This is a genomic window from Roseobacter sp. S87 (assembly GCF_055693285.1).
The window spans coordinates 3,210,334-3,234,252 of the sequence record NZ_JBVFTR010000004.1; the positions used below are offsets into that span (position 1 = coordinate 3,210,334).

General features: G+C 54.4%; 29 protein-coding genes. 9 read left to right on the forward strand and 20 right to left on the reverse strand.

Annotated elements, in window-relative coordinates:
- Positions 1-25 precede the first annotated feature (25 nt).
- The 5 genes from ACZ1HA_RS16685 to ACZ1HA_RS16705 are packed head-to-tail and all read left to right on the forward strand — an operon-like array spanning position 26 to position 5,090.
- Positions 26-727 carry a lysozyme family protein gene (locus ACZ1HA_RS16685; protein WP_472714687.1) on the forward strand — a complete coding sequence of 234 codons (702 nt, stop codon included), beginning with the start codon at positions 26-28 and terminating at the stop codon, positions 725-727.
- Positions 728-734: 7 nt separating this feature from the next.
- Positions 735-2,816 (forward strand): flagellar biosynthesis protein FlhA, encoded by a 2,082-nt coding sequence (gene flhA / locus ACZ1HA_RS16690; protein ID WP_472714688.1) that lies wholly within the window; start codon positions 735-737, stop codon positions 2,814-2,816.
- The gene (locus ACZ1HA_RS16695; RefSeq protein WP_375229547.1) at positions 2,813-3,583 is read left to right on the forward strand and encodes a flagellar biosynthetic protein FliR; all 771 of its coding nucleotides are present in this window, start codon (positions 2,813-2,815) and stop codon (positions 3,581-3,583) included. Before flhA ends, ACZ1HA_RS16695 begins: the two co-directional genes overlap by 4 nt.
- Complete coding sequence (gene flhB / locus ACZ1HA_RS16700; RefSeq protein ID WP_472714689.1) at positions 3,580-4,668, forward strand: flagellar type III secretion system protein FlhB; 1,089 nt, start codon at positions 3,580-3,582, stop codon at positions 4,666-4,668. Before ACZ1HA_RS16695 ends, flhB begins: the two co-directional genes overlap by 4 nt.
- A complete protein-coding gene (locus ACZ1HA_RS16705) occupies positions 4,662-5,090 on the forward strand; it encodes a hypothetical protein (protein WP_472714690.1) in 429 nt (142 codons plus the stop codon). The genes flhB and ACZ1HA_RS16705 overlap by 7 nt, the downstream gene beginning before the upstream one ends.
- 36 nt (positions 5,091-5,126) lie before the next feature.
- Here the strand turns inward: ACZ1HA_RS16705 and ACZ1HA_RS16710 are convergent, their stop codons facing one another.
- Genes ACZ1HA_RS16710 through ACZ1HA_RS16750 form a run of 9 tightly spaced genes read right to left on the reverse strand, consistent with a single transcriptional unit; the run spans position 5,127 to position 9,783 of the window.
- A complete protein-coding gene (locus ACZ1HA_RS16710) occupies positions 5,127-5,639 on the reverse strand; it encodes a flagellar basal body-associated FliL family protein (RefSeq protein ID WP_472714691.1) in 513 nt (170 codons plus the stop codon).
- A gap of 11 nt (positions 5,640-5,650) precedes the next feature.
- Positions 5,651-6,382 carry a flagellar basal body L-ring protein FlgH gene (gene flgH, locus ACZ1HA_RS16715; RefSeq protein ID WP_375229543.1) on the reverse strand — a complete coding sequence of 244 codons (732 nt, stop codon included), beginning with the start codon at positions 6,380-6,382 and terminating at the stop codon, positions 5,651-5,653.
- Positions 6,383-6,395: 13 nt separating this feature from the next.
- Entirely contained in the window at positions 6,396-6,815 is a 420-nt protein-coding gene (gene flgA / locus ACZ1HA_RS16720) for a flagellar basal body P-ring formation chaperone FlgA (protein ID WP_472714692.1), read from the reverse strand.
- Positions 6,812-7,597, reverse strand: a complete 786-nt coding sequence (gene flgG / locus ACZ1HA_RS16725) for a flagellar basal-body rod protein FlgG (protein WP_375229541.1) — start codon at positions 7,595-7,597, stop codon at positions 6,812-6,814. Before flgG ends, flgA begins: the two co-directional genes overlap by 4 nt.
- A gap of 18 nt (positions 7,598-7,615) precedes the next feature.
- Entirely contained in the window at positions 7,616-8,329 is a 714-nt protein-coding gene (locus ACZ1HA_RS16730; protein ID WP_472714693.1) for a flagellar hook-basal body complex protein, read from the reverse strand.
- Positions 8,330-8,331: 2 nt separating this feature from the next.
- Entirely contained in the window at positions 8,332-8,601 is a 270-nt protein-coding gene (locus ACZ1HA_RS16735; protein WP_375229539.1) for a flagellar biosynthetic protein FliQ, read from the reverse strand.
- A 1-nt stretch (position 8,602) separates the two neighbouring features.
- Positions 8,603-8,929 carry a flagellar hook-basal body complex protein FliE gene (gene fliE / locus ACZ1HA_RS16740; protein WP_375229538.1) on the reverse strand — a complete coding sequence of 109 codons (327 nt, stop codon included), beginning with the start codon at positions 8,927-8,929 and terminating at the stop codon, positions 8,603-8,605.
- 47 nt (positions 8,930-8,976) lie between these two features.
- Positions 8,977-9,369 (reverse strand): flagellar basal body rod protein FlgC, encoded by a 393-nt coding sequence (gene flgC / locus ACZ1HA_RS16745; protein ID WP_375229537.1) that lies wholly within the window; start codon positions 9,367-9,369, stop codon positions 8,977-8,979.
- 15 nt (positions 9,370-9,384) lie between these two features.
- On the reverse strand, positions 9,385-9,783 hold the full coding sequence (locus ACZ1HA_RS16750) for a FlgB family protein (protein WP_472714694.1): 399 nt from the start codon (positions 9,781-9,783) through the stop codon (positions 9,385-9,387).
- Between the two features lie 81 nt (positions 9,784-9,864).
- On the opposite strand from ACZ1HA_RS16750, the gene ACZ1HA_RS16755 reads away from it, so the two are divergent.
- On the forward strand, positions 9,865-11,232 hold the full coding sequence (locus ACZ1HA_RS16755) for a FliI/YscN family ATPase (protein WP_472714695.1): 1,368 nt from the start codon (positions 9,865-9,867) through the stop codon (positions 11,230-11,232).
- A 10-nt stretch (positions 11,233-11,242) separates the two neighbouring features.
- Here ACZ1HA_RS16755 and ACZ1HA_RS16760 read toward each other — a convergent pair whose 3' ends face one another.
- The 6 genes from ACZ1HA_RS16760 to ACZ1HA_RS16785 all read right to left on the reverse strand — a co-directional run bounded on the left by ACZ1HA_RS16760 (position 11,243) and on the right by ACZ1HA_RS16785 (position 15,482).
- Positions 11,243-12,541, reverse strand: a complete 1,299-nt coding sequence (locus tag ACZ1HA_RS16760) for a DUF1217 domain-containing protein (RefSeq protein WP_472714696.1) — start codon at positions 12,539-12,541, stop codon at positions 11,243-11,245.
- A complete protein-coding gene (gene flbT, locus ACZ1HA_RS16765) occupies positions 12,541-12,945 on the reverse strand; it encodes a flagellar biosynthesis repressor FlbT (RefSeq protein ID WP_375229534.1) in 405 nt (134 codons plus the stop codon). Before flbT ends, ACZ1HA_RS16760 begins: the two co-directional genes overlap by 1 nt.
- Positions 12,942-13,313, reverse strand: coding sequence for a flagellar biosynthesis regulator FlaF (flaF, locus tag ACZ1HA_RS16770; RefSeq protein WP_472714697.1), 372 nt, complete (start codon positions 13,311-13,313; stop codon positions 12,942-12,944). The genes flbT and flaF overlap by 4 nt, the downstream gene beginning before the upstream one ends.
- 76 nt (positions 13,314-13,389) lie before the next feature.
- Positions 13,390-14,640, reverse strand: a complete 1,251-nt coding sequence (locus tag ACZ1HA_RS16775) for a flagellin N-terminal helical domain-containing protein (RefSeq protein WP_375229532.1) — start codon at positions 14,638-14,640, stop codon at positions 13,390-13,392.
- A gap of 211 nt (positions 14,641-14,851) precedes the next feature.
- Positions 14,852-15,211, reverse strand: coding sequence for a flagellar biosynthesis protein FlgN (locus tag ACZ1HA_RS16780; protein ID WP_472714698.1), 360 nt, complete (start codon positions 15,209-15,211; stop codon positions 14,852-14,854).
- Complete coding sequence (locus ACZ1HA_RS16785) at positions 15,198-15,482, reverse strand: rod-binding protein (protein ID WP_436398440.1); 285 nt, start codon at positions 15,480-15,482, stop codon at positions 15,198-15,200. The genes ACZ1HA_RS16780 and ACZ1HA_RS16785 overlap by 14 nt, the downstream gene beginning before the upstream one ends.
- Positions 15,483-15,597: 115 nt before the next feature.
- Between ACZ1HA_RS16785 and ACZ1HA_RS16790 the strand changes: the two genes are divergently transcribed.
- Together ACZ1HA_RS16790 and ACZ1HA_RS16795 are read left to right on the forward strand one after the other, a co-directional pair.
- Positions 15,598-16,992: a flagellar hook-length control protein FliK gene (locus ACZ1HA_RS16790; protein ID WP_472714699.1), complete on the forward strand. Its 1,395-nt coding sequence runs from the start codon at positions 15,598-15,600 to the stop codon at positions 16,990-16,992.
- Positions 16,993-17,001: 9 nt separating this feature from the next.
- Positions 17,002-17,694, forward strand: a complete 693-nt coding sequence (locus tag ACZ1HA_RS16795; protein ID WP_472714700.1) for a flagellar hook capping FlgD N-terminal domain-containing protein — start codon at positions 17,002-17,004, stop codon at positions 17,692-17,694.
- On the opposite strand, the gene ACZ1HA_RS16800 is transcribed toward ACZ1HA_RS16795, so the two are convergent.
- From ACZ1HA_RS16800 to ACZ1HA_RS16820, 5 genes are all read right to left on the reverse strand, one after another.
- Complete coding sequence (locus ACZ1HA_RS16800; protein WP_472714701.1) at positions 17,695-19,020, reverse strand: NAD(P)/FAD-dependent oxidoreductase; 1,326 nt, start codon at positions 19,018-19,020, stop codon at positions 17,695-17,697.
- The gene (locus tag ACZ1HA_RS16805; protein WP_472714702.1) at positions 19,017-19,835 is read right to left on the reverse strand and encodes an ABC transporter permease; all 819 of its coding nucleotides are present in this window, start codon (positions 19,833-19,835) and stop codon (positions 19,017-19,019) included. The genes ACZ1HA_RS16800 and ACZ1HA_RS16805 overlap by 4 nt, the downstream gene beginning before the upstream one ends.
- Positions 19,832-20,707 carry an ABC transporter permease subunit gene (locus ACZ1HA_RS16810; RefSeq protein WP_375229525.1) on the reverse strand — a complete coding sequence of 292 codons (876 nt, stop codon included), beginning with the start codon at positions 20,705-20,707 and terminating at the stop codon, positions 19,832-19,834. The genes ACZ1HA_RS16805 and ACZ1HA_RS16810 overlap by 4 nt, the downstream gene beginning before the upstream one ends.
- Positions 20,708-20,741: 34 nt before the next feature.
- On the reverse strand, positions 20,742-21,869 hold the full coding sequence (locus ACZ1HA_RS16815; protein WP_472714703.1) for an ABC transporter ATP-binding protein: 1,128 nt from the start codon (positions 21,867-21,869) through the stop codon (positions 20,742-20,744).
- 80 nt (positions 21,870-21,949) lie between these two features.
- Complete coding sequence (locus ACZ1HA_RS16820; protein WP_472714704.1) at positions 21,950-23,032, reverse strand: polyamine ABC transporter substrate-binding protein; 1,083 nt, start codon at positions 23,030-23,032, stop codon at positions 21,950-21,952.
- A gap of 159 nt (positions 23,033-23,191) precedes the next feature.
- Here ACZ1HA_RS16820 and ACZ1HA_RS16825 point away from each other — a divergent pair, with 159 nt between their 5' ends.
- Positions 23,192-23,881, forward strand: coding sequence for a GntR family transcriptional regulator (locus tag ACZ1HA_RS16825; protein WP_375229522.1), 690 nt, complete (start codon positions 23,192-23,194; stop codon positions 23,879-23,881).
- Positions 23,882-23,919 lie beyond the last annotated feature (38 nt).

Consider the following 23,919-nt stretch of genomic DNA (forward strand, 5'->3'; position numbering starts at 1 on the left):
GAACGAAACTGAGAGTGGACAATCTATGGTTAGCGATCGCGCATTTGTTTTCAGGACCATTCTTTTTCTTGCTTTCCTGCACTATACAGGACCCGCAACTGCTGCATCTCCTGGTATCCACCAGCTTGGCGCATGTGACGCAGCCGCTACAGAGGCCTCTCATCGAACCGGCGTACCACTCAAGATACTTAAAGCTGTAACAAGAACAGAGACGGGCCGAAGCAGAGATGGGAAAATAACCCCCTGGCCATGGACTATCAATGTGGAGGGAAAGGGATTTTGGCTTGGCTCGAAATCAGAAGCCACTGATTTTGTACAAAAAAGTTTGAACAGTGGCAAAACTCTCGTAGATGTCGGTTGTTTCCAGATAAACATTCATTGGCACGGTGAACAGTTCATGTCGGTCGACGATATGCTCGACCCGACGAGAAACGCTGTTTACGCGGCTCGCTTTCTTAAGCAACTTTTTGATGAAACAGGCAACTGGAAACAGGCGGTCGGAAAGTTTCACTCGCGAACACCAGCACATGCGAACCGTTACCTGGAAAGGTTCAACCGCATCTTTGCAGCGCTCCCCGGGCGTCGTTCGTCATTTCCTCTCTTAAGTCAGGAAAGAACGAACAGCTTTCCGCTTTTGAAGCCATCGGGCGGTGCTTCGGCCATCGGATCATTGGTACCCGGAGGCCTGGGTTCACCGATTGGCCTGTTCACCACCCGAAGTAACTGAGAGCGTCATGCAGAACCTGAGTTTCAAAGCGTTTCTGAACCCTACAATCATGCTCGCAGTAGCACTGATGGCTGTAATCGTAATGATGATACTGCCCATGCCAGCGTGGGTTCTTGATACTGGATTAGCCGCCTCATTTGCGTTGGCAATTCTCATTTTTACAGTCACTCTTTTCATCGAGCGGCCTTTGGATTTTTCCGCCTTTCCTACCATTCTGCTGGCGTCGCTGATGCTCCGGCTGTCACTGAATGTGTCTTCTACAAAACTCATCATCGGCCAGGGACACACCGGAACCGATGCTGCTGGCGATGTGATCGAGAGCTTTGCCCAGTTTGTGATGGGTGGCAGCGTTTTCCTCGGGCTCGTTGTTTTTTGTGTGCTCCTGATTGTCAACTTCATGGTCATCACCAAGGGTGCTGCCCGCATGGCCGAGGTGGGCGCGCGATTTGCACTGGACGGAATGCCCGGAAAACAACTTGCAATCGACAGTGATATGTCCGCAGGCGCAATAACTCATACAGAAGCAAAGGAGCGCAGGGAACGCGAACAACAGGAAACTACGTTTTTCGGTTCACTCGATGGTGCATCAAAGTTCGTCAAAGGAGATGCGATCGCGGGTTTGCTCATAACGCTGCTCAACCTTGTGGCTGGCCTGATCATGGGGATCGCCGTGCACGACATGCCAGTGGGTCAGGCATTTGAAACCTACGCCATTCTGACTGTTGGCGACGGGCTGGTTTCGCAAATCCCGGCTGTTGTGATTTCAATTGCGTCAGCGCTTTTGCTGGCACGTGGCGGTGCCACGGGTGCAACAGATCTTGCCGTTTTCAGCCAATTGGGCAAGCACCCGGCAGCTCTCGCGACTGTCGCCATTCTGATGTTGGCTTTTGCTCTGTTTCCCGGATTGCCTTTTGTGCCGTTTGTGCTCGGTGCTGCCGCCCTTGGAACTGCATCATACCTTTTGTACAGGAAGAAAAACTCAGAGCCTGAGCTCGAACACGAAGCACCGGAAGTGAACGTTCCTGCGGAGAAGCCTCTGGGAGATGTGCTTGAAATCGACGATGTGCACGTCGAATTCGCACCGGATCTTGTCAACATGGTACTGGATCCTGGCACCGGGCTGGACGCGCGGATTGCCAATATGCGGACCCATGTTGCCTCCGTTTTTGGCCTGATTTTGCCCGAGATCAGGCTGACTGATAATCCGGCGCTGTCGAACGGGACATATGTCCTGCGTATTCAGGGAGTAGAACAGGCCAGAGCTCAAATCAGCCCGGAAAAGGTGCTGGCGCTCATACCTGAAGATGCTTCAGCATTGCCGGACGGCACTGATACAATGGAACCGGTTTACGGCGCACCTGCCAGATGGATCAGTAGCCGGGATCAGGAAAATGCGGCCCTGAACGGCCTGACATTGGTAACTCCGGCAGAAATTCTCGCGACCCATTTGCTTGAAACTGTCAAAAAGAACTTCAGCCGTTTGCTCACACTTAAATCCCTGAGGCGACTGCTTGCCGAGATGGTTAATATCTCAAATCCGGTAAGGGCGGAAGCGAACCGGAAACTGCTCGATGAGATGATCCCCGATAAAGTTCCGATTGACGTTTTGCATACTGTTCTTCGCCTTCTTCTGGATGAACTGGTCTCTATCCGAAATCTGCCACTCATACTGGAAGCAACTGCAGAAGCTCGATCCCGGAATGCACAGCCGGAGGCAATCTGCGAACACGTTCGCCAGCGCCTCGGTTTCCAGCTTGTTGCCGAAATGCGGCGGGACGATGGCACGCTGCCACTGATCCAGTTGGCACCGGAATGGGAAGACACTTTCACAACTTATCAGGTGGAAGCAGACCGCGGTCTCGATATCGCTTTGCCGCCCGACCTCTTCAATCAGCTTGCGGAAAACGTCTCACGTAAACTCCAGGACGCAAACGAAAACGGGATCCATGCTGCTGTCGTCACCAGCACGAGGCGCCGGCGCTTTCTGAGAACCGTGATGCGCGCAAAAGGGATCAGCAATCCCGTTCTGTCATTTGAGGAAATCGGCCTGGATGCCCGTCCATCGCTGGTAGGTGTAGTTGCTGCATGAATGCTTCCGCTGAACTACTGGCACTTTTGACAACGCAGTTGTGGCACGGATTTGCTGTTTTCCTGCGTGTCGGCGCACTGGTGTCGATGCTGCCGGCCTTCGGAGAACAATCTGTTCCGGCGAGGATCAAACTGGCAGTCGCTATAGCATTCACTTTCGTTGTTGCTCCGGCTCTTCCACAAATCAGCCCACCAGACGAGCTCGGAGGTGTTGGCATGGTCATTCTGTCGGAAACATTTGCCGGGTTGGCAATTGGCATCGGATTGAGGCTTTTTGTTCTTGCACTCCAAACGGCTGGATCCATTGCAGCTCAGTCAACATCGTTGTCCCAGGTACTAGGGGGTGCCGCAATCGATCCGATGCCGGCAATGGGCTACATTCTGATCGTGGGAGGGTTGGCACTTGCTGTCATGACGGGTTTGCATGTCAAGGCGGCACAGCTCATTATTCTGTCGTACGAATTCATCCCGTTCGGCCAGTTCGCGACCGCAAATGATATGACCGAATGGGGCGTCGACCAGGTCGCAAAAGCGTTCTCGCTCGCATTCACCCTTGCAGCTCCATTCATCATTCTTGCCGTAATTTATAACATTGCGCTGGGAGCGATTAACAAGGCAATGCCTCAGTTGATGGTAGCTTTTGTCGGCGCACCGGTGATCACAGCCGGAGGGTTAATACTACTGATGGTATCGGCCCCATCAATCCTTGCTGCCTGGCTGGGTGCAATGGATGTCTATCTGTCGAATCCATTTGGAAACGCTCGATGAGCGGGCAGGACGACGATACTGACAAGTCATTTGACCCTACGCCGCAAAAGCTCCTTGAGGCGCGGAGAAAAGGCGAAATTCCACGTTCAACAGAGGTGCTGACCGCGGCTGGATATGCCGGACTATTCGCGGCATTTCTATTGATGGGTGGGTCCAGTCTCCTTGCGTTTGGCGAAAGTCTGTCGATTCTGATCGATCAGCCGGCGCAGCTGGCCGAACTGTTCTTCAACGGCGCAGCTGCCCCAACAGCGGGAATTCTGATCAACAAAGTCGCAACATCAATTTCACCGATATTTCTGTTACCAGCTGTCTGTGTCCTGGTTTGCCTGTTTGCGTTGAAGGGTATCGTTTTCGCTCCCGACAAGATTAAACCGAAACTGTCCAAAATTTCGATAATATCGAATGCAAAAAACAAATACGGACGCAATGGCCTTTTTCAGTTTTTGATAAGCACAATCAAGCTGATTATCTATTCCGCTTGTCTTGCAATTTTCATCCGACTTCACCTCAATGATATGGTTGGCGCGCTTTTTACAAACCCTCATTCGGTTATACTCCTGCTTGCTGAGATTTTCCTGAGCTTTTTGTTTGTTGTTGTTTGCGTTTCAGGACTCATTGGCGGCATTGACGCAGTCTGGCAGCATTTCGAACACATACGAAAAAACAGAATGTCCCGAAAAGAAATTATGGACGAAACCAAAAACAGTGAGGGAGATCCTCATGTTAAACAGGAACGACGAAAACGGGCACAAACCTCCTCACAGTCTCAGATGATGAGTGATGTTCCGGACGCTGATGTGATAATCGTGAACCCAACACACTACGCGGTCGCTTTGCGTTGGGACAGGGAACCCGGAAAAGCACCGGTTTGCGTCGCCAAAGGAATTGACGAAATCGCCCTGAGAATTCGGGAAATCGCAACCGAAAACGACGTGCCTATTCACAGCGATCCACCAACGGCAAGAGCCCTACATGCCACAACAGAGATCGATCAGGAAATTGCACCAGAGCACTATAAGGCTGTTGCCGCCGCAATTCGTTTCTCTGAAGCGATGAGAGAACGTTCAAAAGGTAGAGCATGGTAAAAGAACACTCGAAGCTCTCAAAGCTCGAAGAAATCATGCGAGCAAAATACCTTACCAGCCAACAGGATCTTCGCCGATATGTTAGTCAGGAAAACCAACTGCGCGACAAACTCAGGAAACTGGACAAACAAGCCCGTGACGCGGATTCTGATGTGGAATCTTCGATGAAAACCATTGGCGCCGACATAATCTGGAAGTCATGGGTCGGTCGCACAAAAACGGAGCTTAATTTACAACTTGCCCAAATACTGGCGCAGAAGGAAGGTTACCTGAACAGAGTTCGAAAAGACTACGGAAAATTACTTGTGGCCGAGGAATTGAGGAGAAAGCAACTGGAAGATATCAGGTACGAAGCGCGAACTTGCCGTCTCAGCGACTCAATAGAAATGGCATTGGCAAAGCGTAAGAAAACCGCGAAGTAAAAAGGGATGCGAAACAGTCATTGGAGGCGTTTCTGATCAATAGTCCTGTCGGGCAATATCTGATATCAGAACGTCATTTATTACATCTGACCCCATGGTTTTTTGAGCAACTTCGCGCAAGTTTCTGCGTAAAACGTTGAGGTTGTTGTTGTCGGTAAACGCTCCGGAAAAACCACCTATGTTGGCAAAGTCAAAAAGAACGCGCAGAAATGCATCCCTTATTTTTGGTTCAGTGTCATAGATTATTTGACTGCCGCCATCCGGAACTTCAACATTCAAAGACAAAACAACCATTGACGCAATCCGGTTGCCGTCAACGATTGGTACGACAAACTGGTTTGATAAGTCTACATATTGGACCGCCACATTCTCCTCGTCTGCAGACTGTGGCTCCTGTTCAGCCACTTCTGCTGCCGGTTGCTCGGCGTTTGAAGCTTCTTCATCCATCGCAGGAGGCGCTGGCTCAGGTTCGGGTTTCAGGAACAAACCCGCCCCTACACCGGCCCCTGACCCAACAATCAACATTACCAACGGAAGAACGATTTTCATATCAGTTCACCTCAGAACGGGAGAATTGCGTCCAGGACCTGTTGGCCCATGCGTGGTTGCTGCACATCAGTAATCTGACCACGACCACCATAGGAAACGCGCGCGGTTGCTATCTTGTCGTAGGTGATCTCATTTTGCCGGGAGATATCTTCCGGGCGAACGTAACCTGTGACGAGAAGTTCGCGCATTTCGAAATTGACACGCAGCTCCTGACTGCCTGCAATTGACAAAACTCCATTTGGCAGAACGTCAACTATGGTAGCTGCGACGCGCAGCGTCAGTTTTTCGTTTCTTTTGACCGATCCGTCACCAGACGATCTGCTTGTCGAATTGATAGACACAGCGTCAGCGGTCGTCGCACCATCAGGAAGTCGCTCGTCTATTCTTTGTGGCAATCCGAAAAGGCTGGGGACACCGAGACTTTCCGACCCTGACCTGGACCTGTCAGTCGCGTTAGAGATTTCTGCCTCTTCATCAATTTCAATTACCACCGTCAAAATATCGCCACGCTGGATAGCCCGTCTGTCGCCCAGAAGTGACTGACGCGCGCCAGACCAAAGAGACGCAGCTTCGGTCGGGGATGATGCGTCAGCCGTAACGGGCAGACCCGGCGACAACATTGCATTGTGTTCGGTTGTTGCCATCGCCGGGCTGAAGGAAGGAGCCTTGCCCAAATGGTCCAGACGGGCACAGCCGGTCAGAGCAACCGCAGCAACTGCAAGAGGAACAAAGTGTCTGTACATTTAAGTCTCCGAACTATTTTACCAAAACAGAACCATCGTCCTGAACCTGACCAAAAAGAGTTTGCCGCGATGCAAGGTTCATTATTCTGACCCGGTCGCCAACCGCGCCCCGTTCCAGCGAACGGCCTTCTGTTTCAATCACAAGGCCAGACGCCTCAAAACGTAAAGGAACCACCTGATTGCGGGCGACAAGCGCGGGGGGGCCGACATCGCTGAACCTCACTGGCCTACCAGCGTAGAGCGTTGTTTTTGCTTCCTGACCAATCACATAGTGCAGCGCATCAAAACCACCCGGCACCTCACCGGATATCAGTTTGACGTCCGTATCCGTTATTATCGCGGCGGCACGTATTGTGCGGGTTGCAACCACAGCATCAGCCGCAGCTACCCCGGCCGAACAAAACAAAAGAAAAACCGAGCAAAGCCTGATCATCGGATCTGCGTGGTCGCGCCCATCATCTGATCGGCAGCAGAAATGACCTTGGCGTTCATCTCATATCCCCGTTGCGCTTCGATCAGCTCAGTAATTTCCCGTACGGCATCCACGGAACTGTCTTCCAGAAACCCCTGTCTCACGGTGCCAAGGCCATCTTCACCCGGCGTGGAGACCAATGGCGGGCCTGACGCTTCAGTTTCCGCAAACAGATTGCCGCCAAGCGCTTCAAGGCCTTTGGCATTTGTGAAACCCGTCATGTTGAACTGGCCGAGGAGCTGGGCGTCCGGATTGTCGGCGAAATAGGCAAAAACTTCGCCAGCCGCGTTGATCGAGATGCTTCGCGCGTCGTCCGGGATGACAATCTCAGGCTGCACAGCGAAACCGTCCGACGTAACAATCAGACCTTCCCCGTTTCTCTTGAGCCCCCCGTCTCTTGTGTACGCCGTCTGACCGGAAGGAAGAATTACTTCCAGATATCCGGAGCCTTCGATCGCAAGATCAAGGTCGCCGCCGGTCGCACTCAGAGACCCCTGTTGAAGCTGAACCGAAACAGCTGATGGACGGACACCAAGGCCAAGCTGAACCCCGGTCGGAAGAACCGTCCCATCGGTCGCGTTGATCGTGCCGGGGCGCATCATCTGTTGATAGTGCAGGTCTGCAAATTCTGCACGCCGGGCATTGTAGCCGGTCGTACTCATATTTGAGAGGTTGTTGGAAATCGTCTCAACACGCAGTTGCTGAGCGCTCATGCCGGTGGCCGCAATTTTTAGTGCACGCATGGAAGTCTCCTTTACTCGTTATTGTGACAGCGCTTTGAGGGCCTGACGAACGCGTTCGTCTTCCGCTTCCAGAAAACTGGCGCCCAGTTCATAGGCACGCTGTACTTCAATCATCCGTGTGATCTGCGAGATTGCATCCACGTTGGAATTTTCGACAAATCGCTGAAGGACATTTGAGTCCTCAGCCGGTTCAAACCCGCTGTCTGCCCGAAACATCACGCCATCCTCCCGGACCATCTGCTGAGGATCCAGCGGGCGAACGACTCCGATCTGCCCGATCGGGTTGCCTTCGGCCGAGATCGTCCCGTCCGCAGCGACGGCGATGTCACCCACACCTGCGGGCACGAAAACCGGTGCGCCCCCCGGGTCCAGAACCTGATACCCATCTGGTGTCACCAGATCACCGGCAGCGTTGGGTGAGAAGGACCCCGCCCGCGTCAGGCGTTCGCCATCCGGCGTGCCGATCAGAAAGAAACCATCTCCCTCAATGGCAAAATCAAATGTGCCACCGGTCTGGGTCAGTGCACCCTGTACAAGCGAAGTATGGCGGGAGTTCCCTTGCCCCATTGAGAGGCTTGAACCGCCATCAATCGACTGCACGTATTCTGAAAAAACCATGCCTTCCTGGCGATAACCGGAGGTCGCAGCATTAGCGATATTATTTGCAACGATGCGCATCTCACGCATCAGCCCGGATTGTCGTGTCAGCGTTGTATAGCCAGTATTTTCCATCGTCAGCCTCCGATTATCAGGGGAACGATCATGTCCTGAAAGAACGCAACCAGTGTCTGGGTCATGAAACCCATGGACAGCCAGAACACGAGCACGATAGCCGCGAGTTTTGGCACAAAAGTCAGTGTCATCTCCTGGATGGATGTCAGGGCCTGCACGAGGCCAATCGACACACCGGTTACAAGTGCTGCAGTCAAAATCGGTATCGAAATAATGACCGCAATCCACAGTCCGTGGCGCAGGGTATCAAAGAAGATGATCTCATCAGCCATATCAGACAGGCATCCTCAGGATTTCCTGATACGCTTCGACGACTTTATTGCGGACGGAAACCGCGGCTTCGACGGCAAGTTCAGTCTGCGCAAGCGCCTGAACAAGTGCATGCGGATCCGCGTCGCCAACCATCGCGGTTTTTGCAACCTCCTCGCTTTCGGCGAGCGTCTGGGCGAAATCGAGCGCCACATTCTGCACCGCCTGCGCCATACCCGCTTCTTCGGGTTTGGGCTCGGTTGCAGGTCGCGCCTGTGCGTAACTCTGAATCGCGGAACTGGCGCGCGAATCTGTAAATTTCTGGATGGCTGAGACAGCTTTCATATCCATTCTGGATCTCCTTATGTCAGCGTGTGTTTCTCACGCAGTCTTGTCGGTTACTTTCGCAGCAGCTCCATCAGGCTGCCGGACATTTTCCGCGTTTGTTCAAATACTTTCAGGTTGGCTTCATACCCGCGCTGCGCCTCACGCGCGTCGGCGAGTTCAATGAGCAGATCAACATTGGATCCGTCAAAATAGCCGCTCTCGTCTGCCATCGGATGCGACGGGTCGAAAACCCGTTCAAGGCTGGTGCGGTCAAGCCGGACCCGGCTTGTTTCAACTTCAGAGACATTACTGTCAGCGTTGAAAGACGTTTCAAACGAAATCATCTTACGCCTGTAACCAGGTGTGTCTGCGTTCGATATGTTTTCAGCAAGATGGCGCAACCTTGTCGCCTGCGCCTGCAGGCCGCTGGTGGTCACGCTCAGTGCTTTGGCAAATTCACTCATACTGTTACTCCGGAATTAAGAGCGGCTCAGAGTAGCGCGCAGAATCGTCATGGAAGATTTGTAGATTGCGAGCGCCCGGTCGTGCTGACGCTTTGCATCCAGCGAACGGAGCATCTCGTTTTCCAGCGAAACTGTGTTTCCGTTGGGCGCTTCGGGCGATGAGCGGTCAAGAATCGGGTCTGGCATCTGACCTGCGACAGCACCATGCATATGCAGGCTGCGTGTGGCACGCTGCGACAGGCCACCAACGACGCTCTCATCATTTCTGAAACTTTCGGCAAATGGGATAACGCCCTGTGCTTTATAATCGGGCGTGTCCGCATTAGCGACATTCTGCGCGGCAACGGCCTGTTTCTGGCCGGCATGAACTGCCATCGCATGTGACATCCGGAAGACATCAAGATTTTCAAACATCGGGGCTTCTCCCTCGTGTGGTTTCATCAAGGCTTAACTGTGATTCCTTTAGAAAGAGTTTGCGGAAACAAAAGGATCGACATGTCACAGCATATTCCTTTCGAAGATCTCACCGCGCAGATCATGGAGTTGAACCCGGTTCGGGCGATTGGACGCGTCAGTCGCGTTGAGGCCGGACTGATCCACATCAGAGGGCTTGCGGGCAAAGCCCGTATTGGCGATCTCGCCGTTGTCTACCGCCTTGGCGAACCGCTTTCCGGTGAAATCCTTCAACTTGACGGGGATGAACTGGTGCTGTTGCCGGATCAAAGTCCGGACGGTGTTGCGCTGAACGACCGCGCTGCTCTTTTACAGGCGCGCGGTATTGCGCCGTCTGATTCCTGGGTTGGACGGATTATCGACCCCTTCGGCAATCCACTTGATGGGAAACCGCTTTTGAGGGGATCTCTTTCACGAAGCCTCCGGAATGCGCCCCCCGATGCGGCACAACGCCGTGCAATGGGAGAGCGTATGAATACAGGTCTCACTGTGCTGAATACACTTCTGCCTGTGGTGCAGGGGCAGCGCATCGGGCTGTTCGCAGGTTCCGGGGTTGGAAAATCCAGTTTGCTGGGTCATCTCGCGCAGAATATGACGGCGGATATCGTTGTGATTGCGCTCATTGGCGAACGTGGTCGGGAACTCCGGCACTTTATTGAGGAGGTTCTGGGTGATGAAGGGCTGAAGCGTGCTGTCGTTGTCTGTGCAACCTCAGATCAGTCGCCCCTGATCAGAAGAAGATGCGCCTGGGCGGCCATGTCGGTTGCAGAGCATTTCAGGGACCGGGGATCTTCAGTTCTTTTTCTGGCCGATTCGATAACCCGTTTTGCTGAAGCACACAGAGAAGTCGCTGTAGCGTCCGGTGAAGCACCCGTTTTGCGTGGGTTCCCCCCTTCGACCGCGCATCTGATTATGTCGCTTTGCGAACGTGCCGGGCCGGGTGCGAGAATGCAGGGAGATATCACCGGCGTTTTCAGCGTGTTGGTTGCAGGGTCCGACATGGACGAACCGGTTGCAGACATTCTCAGGGGTGTATTGGATGGACATGTCGTGCTGGACAGAAGTATCGCCGAAAGAGGACGCTATCCTGCCATCGATGTGTTGCGTTCTGTGTCGAGAAGTTTGCCCGCAGCAGCCACCGAGAGTGAAAATGCACTTCTGGCGCAGGCGAGGCGGCTGCTCTCAGTCTACGACGAGAACGCGATGATGATACGCGCCGGACTATATTCTGCTGGAAGTGATCCGGAAGTTGATGCTGCAATTCAGATCTGGTCAGAGCTGGATATTTTCCTGTCCAAGACCGAAAAGCAATCTATCGATCATAGCTTCACACAACTTGAACTGGTTCTGCGCCGCACCCGTTCGCAAATCCCTGCCCGAACCGCCGGTCGTCCGCACTCGGCGGCATAAAGATTTGCGATCAGGATTGGAGAAGCGCCAGCGCAATGGATGCAGACGAAGTATTGGCAGAAAACGCATCAATCTGCGACCGGACAATATATTTCTGAATGGCATCATCAATGATTTCGGGGTCGGCAAAAATGCTGACATCGTCACTTCCGAAAACCTGTCTTGAACGCTCCTTAAAAACCACCAGTTGCTGGTCAATATCGACCTGACCAAATTCAGAAGGCAGGTTGAGAGCTTTCTCGAATAACGAGCGTAAAGGAGGTTCGCCCATTATCGTGAACCACTTCGCATCGTTTGATATATCCCTGACATCGATGTCCTCGAGCAGAAACTGGCCATTCGAGACAACCACTTCTCCTGCGAAATCTATGTCATCCGGAACCTTGAAATTCGATTCAATATAAAGGTCGTTAATAACGGTGGCGAAGCCAAAATCATTTGCCCGAAAATCTTCCGCAATTCCAAACCCAAAAGCACGAGAGAAATTTCGGTACTGGGGATTCTCAAGGGTACTTCCAAGGGCAATATCCGAAATACTCCCTTCAACAAGAACCTGTCTGATTTTTTCAAGTTCCGGACTGTTAGGCTGTTCAGCGGTCGGCACAAAACTGACGATCGCTTCGTAGTCTTCATTCAGTCCGAAAGCGCCAAGGGCAACTTTGAGAAGTCTGGTGTCAGCCAGCAGGTCATCAACGGTTTCTACCTTACCTATGAACAGATCGAAATACTCTGTGTCATCCGACACCGATGCCGCGAACCTGTCCACAGCCTCTGCAACTTCTTCTGCTGCGAGTCGTTCCGGGGACCTGGTCGCCGGAGCGGCAAGTTCACCAAGTTTTCGTTGAGCATAAAGGGCAACCCGCATGGTGTTGTCCTGATCCCCGGCCGCCACCTCAAAGCTGTTGGCCGTATAAAGCGCCGTTATGCGATTGGTCAGACTGGCAGTGCCAATCTGACTGGTTTCACCGGGACCGAGCCCAAAAGCTTCGACAAACTCGCTATATCGTGTGTCTGAAAAACGGTTCGCAAGGGCATCGTCGTTTGTCGAACCTTCCTCGAGCATTTTTCTGATAAAGAAGCGGTTATCAATATCTTCCTGAAGGCCAAAAGCACCTAGGGCAACTTCAAGAAGGCGGCGATCCGACACAAGATCTTCCGCGGTACGGACATTGGTGATGTTCTCTTCGAAATATGCGATCGCACGTGATTGCACGGCGGATTCTGAGAACGTTTTGAGTTGGGAATCGTAAGTACGCTGAAGAAACGACCAACCTCCGAGCCCCGACGAAGGAATAATCGGGGTGAACATCAGCTGGGCCGCGCTGCAAGAAGACGGTCTTCGCGGGGCAGCAATGCTCTGAGTGCTTTCAAGGCCCTGTAGTGTTCCTTTTGTACGAGCCCCTTGGTTGCTTCAGCCAGAACATTTCTGCTGTCGGGATCAGTGAACACCTGGCTCAGGTCTTCAATCTGGCGCAAGAGCGGAAGGTGCGCATCCTCAGGCGACTTATCACCGGAAAGAACAAGCTGCATGGCAAAGCATGCGCGCCGAACCGGCGTCTTTGCATCTTCAGGATGGATTGCATCGCGCAGACGCAGAATATTCGCGTCCGGCGTCATGATGGACAACCGGCTTCTGCGGTCACCATTCTCGATAACGACACCGTTTATCAGGACGCGTTCTTTGGGGCTGAGTTTCAAAACCAATCCGCTCATTGTTTTCCAGCCTCCTGTTTTAATCCTTTGAGAATCGCAGCATTGATTTCCAGCAAGGGAACCGCGTTGTCTTGTTTCATCAGAACTTTGGACGTATGCTGCCGGGTAAAGTCTGCAAGATAGAAAATGCGTGCTCTGAGTTCCTCGGGGAGCAGATTTTCAGGGTTTGCGACATCAATTGCCAGCGCTGTCCAGAGCTTGTTGTTGTCATAAAGTGCCTCCGCGAGCGCGTTATAGTTCTTTGACTTTACCGCCGCTTTCAGTCGATGCGAGATACGTGCGATCACTTCATACTCGATACCACGCGTTGTTTTCGTGGGCGAGTTTACCGGGGAGTAAGCACGTTGCGCCTGAGCATAAGCATTCACGATAAAATCCAGTACCTGTTATTTGTCACTTCGGGATTTCAGGGGCGCGTCATGGCGCGCCCCTGAATTTATCGGATTACCGGAACAGCGACAGGATTGTCTGCGGAGCCTGGTTGGCAATCGACAGCGCCTGTACACCCAGCTGCTGCTGTGTCTGCAGGGCCTGCAGTTTGGCCGAGGCTGCTTCCATATCCGCATCAACCAGCGTACCGATACCGGACTTCAGACCATCGATCAGGTTGCTGACGAAGCTGGACTGAGCTTCGATACGGCGGCCGTCAGAACCAAGCGACGCAGCCGAGTCGATGGACGTCTGGATCAGGCTTTCGATCGAAGCCAGAGCTGCGGTTGCACCGTCAGCAGTAGATACATCGATAGTTGCCAGGTCGGCCAGACCACCACCGGACGTACCACCCAGGTTTTCCGCCACTGCAACGCCCAGTGTGTTCGCCGCAACGTCAGTGTTGGCCACTGTGATCGCGCCGGTCGTTGTGTTCTGGGTGAAGGTGGTGTTTGTGAAGCCGTTCGCCGTGGCATAGTCATTCATCTGCTGAAGCAGATTGTTGCTGACATCCAGCTCGGTATCACCGTCAGCAGCGACATACTCAAAGTTCACTGCCGTGGTTCCCCACTCACTCGCAGCAGCACCTGTCAGGGTGATGCGATAGGAAGCACCTGCTTCAGCTCCACCAGCCGTAAAGCCGATGACCGGTGTCGCACCTGCCGGACCAACGGCCGCAGCCGCAGATGTGGTGATCAGATCACCCGCAGCACCAACAGCTGTGGAACCAAACACAGCGGCGCGTGTATCGAGGTCCTGCTTCGCAACGCTGATGTTGCTTGCTGTGACAGTACCGTCGCCACCGCGGTCGAGCGAAGACAGGATGTTCGCAGTGCCCGAACCTTCAACATTGCTGTCGTTTTTCAGCAGGTTCAGACCGTTGAACTGGGCTGCGCCAACAATGCTGGAGATCTGATCGCGCAAAGCTTCGATATCCGTCTGGATTTTTGCACGGTCAACGTTCTCTTCCTGCGAGTTCACGATCTTGCCTTTGATTTCGGTCAGCAGATCTGTGACGCTCTCAGCTGCGTTCAGGGAAACACCAACTGTCGCCTGGCCGAGGCCCAGCGAGTCGGAAATGGCCTCGAAACCGGAAACGTCGGAAGACATAACCTTGGAAATCGCCCATGTCGCCGCGTTGTCCTTCGCGCTTTCAACTGTTTTACCAGTCGAAATCTCGCTCTGGACTTTGCCGAGGTTCATGTTGATCGATTTCAGGGTCTGCAGCGCAACCATTGCGCTGTTGTTGGTAAGAATACTGGACATCAGTAATGTTCCTTTGATCATTCACGCTTTGCGTGGTTTATGGCCGGCCGGATATCCGCCCGGTTTGAAACAGTCTTTCTGACCAATGCAGCCACCAGTTTCTGGAGGTGCGCCATTCGCGATCGAATGCGAGGTGCAAAAGACCCTTCAAAGGCTAACGAAGTCCTAAATCGCTCTTTCCCAATACGGCTGTTTTTAGACAAATTCGGTTTCAAGCACGCTTTTCGAGTGATGATTCCTTATTCATATCAATAGTTTGACGCTTTCCACTTTCATCATACGTATCAAGGGAATCGCGAACGCGACGCAATGCAGCAAGGCGTTGGGACACAGACTTTATCCCCTGCAAGGCGTGGTCAAGAAGGGCCTGATTGCGCTTAACCTTGGTATTCAGGTTTTCCAGCTGCGCCATTTCGCCTGCCTCAAGTTGCGACAAAAGATCAATAAGAGACTCTTTTCGCTCCAACAGGCGGCCCACCTGTTCCAGGTCGCCTTCGAGCAGTGCTCTTTTCTCCGCATCGAGAAGGTCATCGAGTTCACCGATGACTGCTGCAAAGTCATTGTCCGTCATTCTGTTTCTCCTTCAGAGACTGGAAAATTGATTCGCTGAGCCCGATGCCACCGGCACGGACCATCTGCATTGCCTGTTCCTGCAGAAGAAATGATGAAAACTGGTCTTCACCGGAGCCGCCGCCAAAGTGATCGCTGGTTTTCCCAAGTCCTGCTGATTTCAGCATTTCCGCCAGAAAACCTGCCTCAAGTTTTTCGGCGGCCTCCCTCAGAGCATGATCTTTCAGGGTCGGAGGCTGCACCGGCTGTGCTGCTGGTTGAATAACTGACATCTGGGTATCTCCAATTGCATCTATTTTTTCCGATCATCCGCGAAACCGGTAAAGATGCGGTAACCAACGTCCGTCATAAGAGCGCCGAGCGACGGAAGAACTCCGGGAGAACGAGATGTTGGAAATTCCATTTGTAAAAGCACCATCCGGCGCATCACGCGCGGAATCATCATCAGGATCAGCCACCCGGGGGAACGACGCCGAAGCGCCACAGGACGACTTCGACACCGTAATGGCCGAAGAAAACGATACGGCGGAAAACTCAACGGCTGAGACTCAGGCGAACGAGACAGACGACGTAAAAGAGGCGTCTGCAAAGTCTGATGGCACAGAAGACAAGCCTGGGTTGGGAAGTGAAGCAAAGGCAGCGGTTGATGAGGATGCGGAAGCTGCCGAGGCCGCGGTCTTCGATACAGACGTTGATGATCCAGTTGACGCACCGGTTGAGGCAGAAAAGAAACCGGCCAAAGCGGGACAACCGGTGTCTGAACTCGCATTTCTTCAACAAACCAGCTCACGCATTGTGACTGCGGACGACGGTGATGAGCGCCGGGCAACGATCCCTGTCGAGGCGACCGAACAGATAGCAAAAAACACGGACGTGAAAACCGATGTGACGCAACCAGTCACGGAGCCTAAAGTCAGGCAGGGACTGGTCGGAACGGAAACGTCCGCAAATGCCAGAGGTGACATGCAACAGACGCGTGTTGATGTGAGACAACGCGAGACGCCTGACCCAGTTAAGCAGAGTGCTCCGGTGCGGGCAACTGAAACTGAACCTGCAATCACAAACAAACCGGATATCCCTGCTGCGCAGCCGGGCCTCGACAGAAAACAGATCAGGCGCATAGCAGAGGTCGAATCCAGCGTGAGGAATGAAACGCCCGCCATCGCAGCAAATAAACTGCGCAGCCCGGCGACGGCGATTCCGACAGGCACGATGCCCGTGATGCAGAACAGGGACCTTTCGGTTTCAGCGATACCCAAAGGAGAGGTATTTGACCTGCAGCCAGTTGTAGGCACAACCTCAGAAATAACAACCCAGTCCGATCCAAGATCTGCCGCAGCGTCCTCTCTAAGCCAGACACTCGCGCGCGCGGAAACGCCTGCAATGATTGCGCGTCAGATGGCGGAGGTGTTGCAAAAGATGCCCGACAAGCCTGTTGAGCTCATGCTCAGCCCCCGCGAACTTGGAAAAGTGCGCATGAGCATCGCGGCCAGCGAAAACGCCATCACGGTGACGGTATTGGCGGAACGGCCGGAAACACTGGATCTGATGAAACGCAACATTGACCAGCTGGCCCGCGAATTTCAGTCGCTGGGCTACGAGAGTATCGACTTTGCATTTTCAGAAGGACAGCAGCAGACTGGCAGCGATACTGACCAGCAGAGCACGCAGCAAGACACACTCTTTGTGAACCATGACGCTGCCGGAGCTGATGATGAAAATATCATTCGGCCTGACCACGTCACAACGGTCACCGACACCGGCGTAGACATCAGATTGTAAGGCAGGACAATGGACGTAAATACGGTAACGACACCGCAGACCCAGCAACAGGCGTCAACAAACGCAAGCTCGCAATCATCTTCGGTTATCTCGTCAGATTTTGAGACATTTCTGCAGATGCTCACAGCGCAGGCCCGTTTTCAGGACCCGCTCGAGCCAATCGATTCGTCTGAATACGCGGCTCAGCTCGCGCAGTTCTCCATGGTCGAACAGCAGGTCCTGTCCAACGATCTGTTAACAGAACTGAGCAATCGTCTTGGCGCTGGCAATATTGCCGAAATGGCCGGATGGATCGGTATGGAGGCGCGAACTACAGCGCCAGTACAATTTGATGGGGCACCCTTGACGGTTGTGCCCTCGCCGGATCCCGGGGCGGATGAGGCCGTTCTGGTGGTTTATGATGACGCCGGAAACGTGGTGCAGCGCAGGCAGATTGCGACTGACGGTATTCCCTTTGAATGGGATGGGGTCAGCGCCGATGGATCTGAGATTGCGCCCGGCGCCTACAACTTTGCCGTGGAAAGCAAAGCTCTAGGTGAGGTGATCGCAACGACACCTGCTGAAAGCTACGCACGGATAACCGAGGCACGGCAGCAGGGCGGTGAAACGGTACTTGTCCTGAGCAGCGGTGCAGCGGTTTCGACATCTCAAATCAACGCGTTGCGGGAGCCTGTTTTATCTGAAACGGAAGCGCCCGTCTGATCACAGATCCAAAAGCTGCAATCCGGCATAGAGCGGGAGCATAAGAAGCCTGCGGGCGCCGCCAAATGGAAAGGTCTGCAGCGGATCTCCAACGATTTTAGGCTCCAGGTCTGTCTGCCTGCCGGAGACAAGATCAGCAAGAAGTTTGCCGGTGAACGTACCCATAGCAACGCCGTTGCCGTGGTAGCACATTCCCGCCCAGATGCCCGGAGCACCGGGGACCAGACCGGCAAAAGGCATGCTTGAGCGGGAGAGGCATACCAGACCGGACCAGCTGGCCTCGGTTTCGGCATCTGCCCACGCTGGAAACATGTGCTCGAAATCACGCCGCGCACTGCGCCGCGCTCTGTGTTCCGCCGAAGGTCCGGAAAGAATGCCGCCCCGCATACCGAACAAAAACCGGTTGTCCGGCATCAAACGGAAATAATGGAGGAGATTGCGCGTATCGAAACTCATCTGCCGCGATGTCCAGCCCTGCGCATCCAGCTCTGCCGGTGACAGAGGGCGTGTCACCAGAACATTAGACTGCGTTGGCAGGTACCGCCCGGCGAGCCAGTCTGGCAGATCTTCGGAAGAATACCCATTGGTAGCAATGATGACCTGTTCCGCCGTGACGGTACATCCATTCACCTCCAGGGCTCTACGCGACCCGTGCGAAGAAATACGCGAAACAGGGCTGCCGTGAAATACAACCGCTCCGTGACGTTCTGCGGCTGCCGCCAGCCCATCCAAATACTTTCGCGGGTTCAGTCCAAACCCGATTGGCACGGTCAGCGCGCCGTGAAATCCGGCCGACATTCCCTGCGTGGCCAGCTCATGTGCTTCGTGCAAAACCGGTTCAACACCGTAATTTTCCTGAACCGAACGCGCGTAATCCCGCAAGCCTTTCATATCGCGAGCTCTGTGCGCCAGAGCGGTTTCCCCGTCGGAGTGCCGATCAACATCCAGACCTTCGTCCGTAATGATGCTGTCAACCAGCTCAACCGCGCATTTTTCCGCCTGTCGCCACTCAAGCCGTGCAGGTTTTCCGTAGCGGCGATCCAGAAGACCATCATCCGCCTTTGATCCGCCCAGACAACAAAACCCACCGTTGCGGCCAGAGGCACCCCATCCAACATATCGGGTTTCCAGCACGGCCACCGACGCACCCGCACGGGCCAGATGAAGTGCCGCGGAAATGCCGGTAAAACCGCCGCCTACCACAACAACGTCAAAAAAGGCGCTCTCCTGTACGGCCGGACGGTCCTGCATTTCGGACGTTTCATCCCACCAGCAGCCGCTGCGCGGACCATCGCCATAGGCAAAGTCCGGAAAGATCCGCTTCATGCCGTGCGGGCCGCCGCCTGTTCGTCCCGTTTCTGGCGCAGCGTATTCCGTTTGGAGACCAGCGAAGCGCTGATCACACCGATCGTGACAATCGCGATCATCAGGGTCGAAAGCGCGTTGATTTCCGGCGAAACACCAAGCCTCACGGCTGAGAAAATCTTGATGGGCAGGGTCGTCGCGGAGGGCCCCGCTGTGAACGACGCGATCACCAGATCATCAAGGCTGAGCGTGAAGGCAAGCAGCCACCCGGAAATCACCGCAGGGGCAATGATGGGCAAAGTCACGAGACGGAATGCCTCAAACCCGGTACACCCCAGATCGAGCGCTGCTTCTTCGAGTGAACGGTCGAACGTCAGCAGGCGGGATGACACAACGACTGAAACATAGCACATCGCGAAAGTGGTATGCGCCAGCACAATTGTCAGGACACCGCGGTCAAGACCAATGCCGATAAAGAGCAATAGCAACGATAACCCGGTGATCACTTCCGGCATAACCAGCGGGGCGTAAATCATGCCGGAAAAGACTGTTCGGCCCATGAAACGGCCGCCCCTCACCAGAACATACGCGGCCATCGTTCCCAGAACGGTCGCCAGCGTAGACGACAGCACCGCGACCTTCAGCGTCACCCAGGCTGCGTCGAGAAACGCCTCATTCTGAAGAAGCTCTCCATACCATTTGGTCGAGAAACCTGCCCAGACGGTCACCAGTTTGCTTTCGTTGAATGAATAGATGACCAGAATGACCATCGGCAGGTAAAGAAACGCGAACCCGAAGGTCAGCGAAGTGACATTGAACCAGCTTAGTCTGTTCATTGCTCCGCCTCCGCCTGACGTTGCTGGTTCCGCTGGAACAGCACGATCGGAATAATGAGGATCAGCAGCAGGATCACTGCAACAGCGCTGGCCACCGGCCAGTCACGGTTGTTGAAGAACTCTTCCCACAGGACCTTGCCGATCATCAGGGTGCCGGATCCGCCCAGCAGGGAGGGGATTACAAATTCGCCCAGCGCCGGGATGAACACCAGAAAACTGCCCGCCACAATGCCATTCCGTGACAGCGGAATTGTCACCAGCCAGAAGGCCTGCAGCCGTGAACAGCCCAGATCTTCGGCAGCTTCGATCAGTGATCCGTCCAACCGGTCGAGGGCCGCGAAAATCGGCAGGATCATGAATGGAAGATAGGTGTAGACGATGCCGATGTAGACGGCCGTTGTCGTGTTGAGAATGGTGAGTGGCTCGCCGATCAGCCCTGTCCACAACAGAAACTGGTTCAGGAAACCTTCCTGGCTCAGGATACCCATCCATGCATAAACGCGGATCAGAAAGGACGTCCAGAACGGCAGGATCACCAGCATCATCAGCGTCGGGCGCCATTCTTCAGGGGCGCGTGCCATACCATATGCCATCGGGTATCCGACCAGCAGGGTCAGCACCGTGGAAATGACGGCGATCTGCAAAGAACTCAGGTAGGCTTTCCAGTACAGGTCGTCCGATGCAAGAAAGGCAAAGTTCTCAAAATCCAGCGCTTTGAAAAAGGGGACAAAGCCGTCCGACAAGGTCGGCGTGTAGGGCGGAATGGCCAGTTCGACGTCCGACAATGAAATCTTGAAAACGATCAGGAACGGCACCAGAAAGAGGGCAAGAAGCCAGGCGTAGGGCACTGCAATGAGGATCAGCCGTTGCATTGCTGTCTCCCCCTGTGATGTTCCGCAAAGCCATTCATTGTGCCAGCAGAACCCCTGCAGTCGCGGTCCAGCTCAGCCAGACCGTATCTTCCCAGGTGAAACTGCGGCGTGAGACGCGCCTGGTGTTGGCAGTCTGCGCTTTGATGATCTGACCATCCGGCAGTTCGACATGGTAAGTCGAGATATTGCCCAGATAGGCGATATCGAGCACCTTGCCCTGAACTGCATTATCCACGCCCTCTGGCTGCTCGGCATGGATGCTCACCTTTTCCGGTCGGATGGCGAGGTGGCATGTCTGGTCCGTTGCAAACGGTCTTTCGGACACTGCAACAAGCGGCGGCACGTCACCTGATCGCGCGATGTTGTACCGCTGTCCGCCCGCCGGCGTCGCAGAACCGCGGATAATGTTCACGTCCCCGATGAAATCCGCAACATACACGCTGTCGGGCGCTTCATAGATCTCTTCAGGCGTTGCGACCTGCATGATGCGGCCCTCATCCATCACAGCGACGCGGCTGGCGACCGTCATCGCTTCTTCCTGATCATGCGTCACGATCACAAAGGTGGTTCCGGTTTTCTCCTGGATATCCATCAGTTCAAACTGAGTGGCCTGGCGCAGTTTGGCGTCAAGTGCGCCGAGCGGTTCATCAAGCAGCAGGAGCTTTGGTGCCTTGGCCAGGCTACGTGCCAGCGCCACACGCTGGCGCTGACCTCCGGAAATCTGGTGCGGCTTGCGGCGTGCGAATTTCTCCAGGCGCGTGAGTTTGAGCATCTCCGCAACACGGTCATCAATGTCATGCTTCGGCATGTTCACGCGTCGCAGCCCAAAGGCGATATTCTCGTAGACGCTCAGATGCGGAAAAAGCGCATAGGACTGGAACATCATGTTCACGGCGCGTTTGTTGGGCGGCACAGGCGCAATGTCCTGACCCGCCAGCTCGATCACTCCGCTTGTCGGCGTCTCAAACCCGGCGAGCATCCGCATCATGGTCGTTTTTCCGCATCCGGACGGACCAAGCAGCGCAAAAAACTCACGTTCAAAAATGTCGAGGGTCAGATCATCAATCGCTGTGAAATCGCCAAACTGTTTGGTCACGTTGCGAAAGCGGATCAGTGGCTTTTCGGTGGGATCATCCCAGGGCGCAAAAACGGATTCCGGCACGGTTTGTCCTCGTTTCGCCCGCAGGCCGGGCGGATGCAAAAAGGGCGGCCCGCCTGGGAGCCGCCCCGATTGTCACAGGCTCAGGTGCCTGATTTGATCTTTGTCCAGAGCCGGGTGACGACCCGCTGAACTTTCGCCGGATAGGGCGTAGTTGTGTAAAGGTTCTCCAGCGTCGCCTCATCAGGATAGATGGCCGGATCACCGATCACATCCTCTTCCAGCATCGGCTGCGAGGCCAGGTTGCCGTTCGCATAGTAAACATAGTTGGACGCATCAGCCATGTTCTGCGCGTCCATAATAAAGTTCAGGAACGTGTGCGCAGCTTCCGGGTTCGGCGCATCTGCCGGGATAGCCATCTGGTCGAACCACATCAGCGCGCCTTCGGACGGTGCGTTGTAGGCGATATCAACCCCGTTTTCGGCCTCTGCCGCACGATCACGCGCCTGCAGGATGTCACCGGACCAGCCGAATGCAACGCAGATGTCGCCGTTTGCCAGTGCGTTGATGTATTCAGAGCTGTGGAATTTCTGGATGTGTGGGCGGACGCCCGCCAGAACCGCTTCTGCCTTGGCGATCACGTCCGGGTCATGGCTGTCCGGATCCTCGCCGATGTATTTTAGAGCAGCCGGGATCATTTCGGACGGGGCATCCAGGAAATGCACGCCACACTCTGCCAGCTTTTCCATGTTGGACGGCTCGAAGATCAGGCTGAGCGATCCAACGGGTGCATCTTCACCCAGAAGTTCGGTAACCTTGCCGGTGTTCACACCAATACCGGTCGTGCCCCACATGTAGTTGATGGAATAGGCATTGTCGGGGTCGTATTGCACGGTACGCTCTTTTACCGTGTCCCACATGTTGGCCAGGTTGGGCAGCTTTGACGCGTCCAGCTTCTGGAAAGCACCGGCAGCGATCTGGCGCTGCAGGAAAGTACCGGACGGCACGACGACGTCATAGCCCGATCCGCCTGCGAGCATTTTCGTTTCAAGAACTTCGTTGCTGTCAAAAACGTCATAGACGAGGTCGATGCCTGTCTCTGTCTCAAACTTTTCCAGCAGCGCTTCGTCAATATAGTCCGACCAGTTGTAAACCCGGACTTCGTCGGCTGCTGCGGCGGATGCGATCAGCGCAACAGCTGCACTGCTCATCATGAGCTTCTTCATATCATACTCCCGTTGATGCAGACCGGGTTGGTCCCGGTTCGGCAGAATTTGATCAAGTTTTGCCTGTCACGGCAAGATGCTTTATGCTTTCATGCGATGACAGGCTGCGCAAGGCACCTGCAGCGAGACCCGGGAAATAGCAGAGGCGGTCCGATCCGAATGCTTACGAACGAGGCACTTTCAGGCACCCGAGCCTCAGCCGGCCGGCCTGCGCATCAGTCTGTTTACGAGCAGCTGCGCGATCTCATTCTTTTTGGTGAGCTGGCACCGGGTCAGGCGGTCACCATTCAGGGCCTGACGCAGGAACTTGGAGCCGGTATGACGCCGGTGCGCGAAGCGATCCGCCGGATGACCTCAAACGGCGCACTCAGCATGCAGGGAAACCGCCGGATCATCGTACCTGAACTGACACAGGGTTGCATTGAACAGCTTGAATTTATAAGAATATCTCTCGAACCGGAGCTGGCTTTGCGCGCAGCGGGGCGCGCGACACCGGCGCTGATTGATGCCCTCAGAACGTGCGATGACGCATTGAACACCGCCATCTCTCACGGTGATATCCGCGGATATCTCACGCAGAACTACAGGTTCCACGCCTGTCTTTACAGCGCGGCCGATGCGCCGATTCTTGAGGCCACAGCAGACCGGCTGTGGCTGCGCTTCGGACCTTCTTTGCGGGTGGTGTGCGGACGGTTCGGCACAGCAAACCTGCCAGACAAACATGCGGAGTTGCTTGAAGCGCTCGAAGCCGGTGATCCGGCAGCGACAGCAGAGGCCCTCAGGGGAGATGTTGAGCAGGGTATGCGCCAGATCCGCGAAGCACTTCAGGACATCAGCACCACCCGGTGATTCGATTGACTCTGAAAAATTTGATCATATTCTGCGCA